The sequence below is a fragment of the Streptococcus mitis genome (assembly GCF_047460035.1).
GTDB classification, from domain to species: Bacteria; Bacillota; Bacilli; order Lactobacillales; family Streptococcaceae; genus Streptococcus; species Streptococcus mitis_DW.
In genome coordinates, this window is sequence record NZ_JASHHB010000018.1 from 1 (window position 1) to 1,830 (window position 1,830).

The 1,830-nt window shown below is 49.3% G+C and carries 17 tRNA genes and 1 rRNA gene; all 18 read left to right on the forward strand.

From position 1 onward, the window contains the following. Positions 1-10 precede the first annotated feature (10 nt). The 18 genes from rrf to QM956_RS10485 all read left to right on the forward strand — a co-directional run bounded on the left by rrf (position 11) and on the right by QM956_RS10485 (position 1,635). Positions 11-126 (forward strand): 5S ribosomal RNA (rrf, locus tag QM956_RS10400). A gap of 4 nt (positions 127-130) precedes the next feature. Next, positions 131-203, forward strand: a tRNA-Val gene (locus QM956_RS10405). Between the two features lie 2 nt (positions 204-205). Beyond that, a tRNA-Asp gene (locus QM956_RS10410) sits at positions 206-278 on the forward strand. A gap of 24 nt (positions 279-302) precedes the next feature. Then, positions 303-375 (forward strand) — tRNA-Lys (locus tag QM956_RS10415). A gap of 5 nt (positions 376-380) precedes the next feature. Beyond that, positions 381-462, forward strand: a tRNA-Leu gene (locus QM956_RS10420). A gap of 18 nt (positions 463-480) precedes the next feature. Beyond that, positions 481-553, forward strand: a tRNA-Thr gene (locus tag QM956_RS10425). Positions 554-575: 22 nt separating this feature from the next. Next, a tRNA-Gly gene (locus QM956_RS10430) sits at positions 576-647 on the forward strand. A 7-nt stretch (positions 648-654) separates the two neighbouring features. Continuing rightward, positions 655-740, forward strand: a tRNA-Leu gene (locus QM956_RS10435). 11 nt (positions 741-751) lie between these two features. Continuing rightward, positions 752-825, forward strand: a tRNA-Arg gene (locus tag QM956_RS10440). Between the two features lie 15 nt (positions 826-840). After that, positions 841-914 (forward strand) — tRNA-Pro (locus tag QM956_RS10445). 5 nt (positions 915-919) lie between these two features. Next, a tRNA-Met gene (locus QM956_RS10450) sits at positions 920-993 on the forward strand. Between the two features lie 13 nt (positions 994-1,006). Further along, positions 1,007-1,080, forward strand: a tRNA-Ile gene (locus tag QM956_RS10455). Positions 1,081-1,092: 12 nt separating this feature from the next. Beyond that, positions 1,093-1,182 (forward strand) — tRNA-Ser (locus tag QM956_RS10460). Between the two features lie 10 nt (positions 1,183-1,192). After that, positions 1,193-1,266: transfer RNA gene (locus tag QM956_RS10465), tRNA-Met, on the forward strand. Positions 1,267-1,269: 3 nt separating this feature from the next. Continuing rightward, positions 1,270-1,342 (forward strand) — tRNA-Phe (locus QM956_RS10470). Positions 1,343-1,362: 20 nt separating this feature from the next. Further along, positions 1,363-1,433, forward strand: a tRNA-Gly gene (locus QM956_RS10475). 34 nt (positions 1,434-1,467) lie between these two features. Further along, positions 1,468-1,541 (forward strand) — tRNA-Ile (locus QM956_RS10480). 6 nt (positions 1,542-1,547) lie between these two features. Further along, a tRNA-Ser gene (locus tag QM956_RS10485) sits at positions 1,548-1,635 on the forward strand. The last annotated feature ends 195 nt before the right edge of the window (positions 1,636-1,830 follow it).

Here is a 1,830-nt window from a genome sequence, read left to right on the forward strand (position 1 = left end):
TTACTCAGAGTTAAGTGACGATAGCCTAGGAGATACACCTGTACCCATGCCGAACACAGAAGTTAAGCCCTAGAACGCCGGAAGTAGTTGGGGGTTGCCCCCTGTGAGATATGGAAGTCGCTTAGCTCTAGGGAGTTTAGCTCAGCTGGGAGAGCATCTGCCTTACAAGCAGAGGGTCAGCGGTTCGATCCCGTTAACTCCCAAAGGTCCCGTAGTGTAGCGGTTATCACGTCGCCCTGTCACGGCGAAGATCGCGGGTTCGATTCCCGTCGGGACCGTTTAAGATAACGCAAGTTATTTTAGACTCGTTAGCTCAGTTGGTAGAGCAATTGACTTTTAATCAATGGGTCACTGGTTCGAGCCCAGTACGGGTCATATATGCGGGTTTGGCGGAATTGGCAGACGCACCAGATTTAGGATCTGGCGCTTAACGGCGTGGGGGTTCAAGTCCCTTAACCCGCATTAAGATATAATAAATGAGCCGGCTTAGCTCAGTTGGTAGAGCATCTGATTTGTAATCAGAGGGTCGCGTGTTCAAGTCATGTAGCCGGCATTTTTAGATAGAAGAAAACAGTGCGAACGTAGTTCAGTGGTAGAACACCACCTTGCCAAGGTGGGGGTCGCGGGTTCGAATCCCGTCGTTCGCTTAGAGAGGCCGGGGTGGCGGAACTGGCAGACGCACAGGACTTAAAATCCTGCGATTGGTAACGATCGTACCGGTTCGATTCCGGTCCTCGGCATAATATAATGAGCACCCTTAGCTCAACTGGATAGAGTACCTGACTACGAATCAGGCGGTTAGAGGTTCGACTCCTCTAGGGTGCATTTTTCTATTTAACTCGGGAAGTAGCTCAGCTTGGTAGAGTACTTGGTTTGGGACCAAGGTGTCGCAGGTTCGAATCCTGTCTTCCCGATTCATGGCGGTGTAGCTCAGCTGGCTAGAGCGTCCGGTTCATACCCGGGAGGTCGGGGGTTCGATCCCCTTCGCCGCTATAAAGATCTTGTTGGACCTTTAGCTCAGCTGGTTAGAGCTCTCGGCTCATAACCGAGTGGTCGTAGGTTCAAGTCCTACAAGGTCCATTTGAATAGTATGGAGGATTACCCAAGTCCGGCTGAAGGGAACGGTCTTGAAAACCGTCAGGCGTGTAAAAGCGTGCGTGGGTTCGAATCCCACATCCTCCTTTTGTATTAACGCGGGATGGAGCAGCTCGGTAGCTCGTCGGGCTCATAACCCGAAGGTCGTAGGTTCAAATCCTGCTCCCGCAATAAGGCTCGGTAGCTCAGTTGGTAGAGCAATGGATTGAAGCTCCATGTGTCGGCGGTTCGATTCCGTCTCGCGCCATTTTTATTTATAGTATTTATGCGGGTGTAGTTTAGTGGTAAAACTACAGCCTTCCAAGCTGTTGTCGCGAGTTCGATTCTCGTCACCCGCTTTGAACTTTGTTCAAATTACCAAGTTTTTAACTTGGGCGCGTAGCTCAGGTGGTTAGAGCGCACGCCTGATAAGCGTGAGGTCGGTGGTTCGAGTCCACTCGTGCCCATTAATAGGAGAATTACTCAAGAGGCTGAAGAGGACGGTTTGCTAAATCGTTAGGTCGGGTAACTGGCGCAAGGGTTCGAATCCCTTATTCTCCGTTTTAATGAGAGTTCATAGCTCTTTTTTTTGTTGGCTCTTTGTCAACTGTAGTGGGTTGAAGAAAAGCGGCTCTTTGTCAACTGTAGTGGGTTGAAGAAAAGCTAAGATCGAGAAAGGACAAATTTTGTCCTTTCTTTTTTGATATTGAGAGCGATAAAAATCCGTTTTTTGAAGTTTTCAAAGTTCCGAAAACC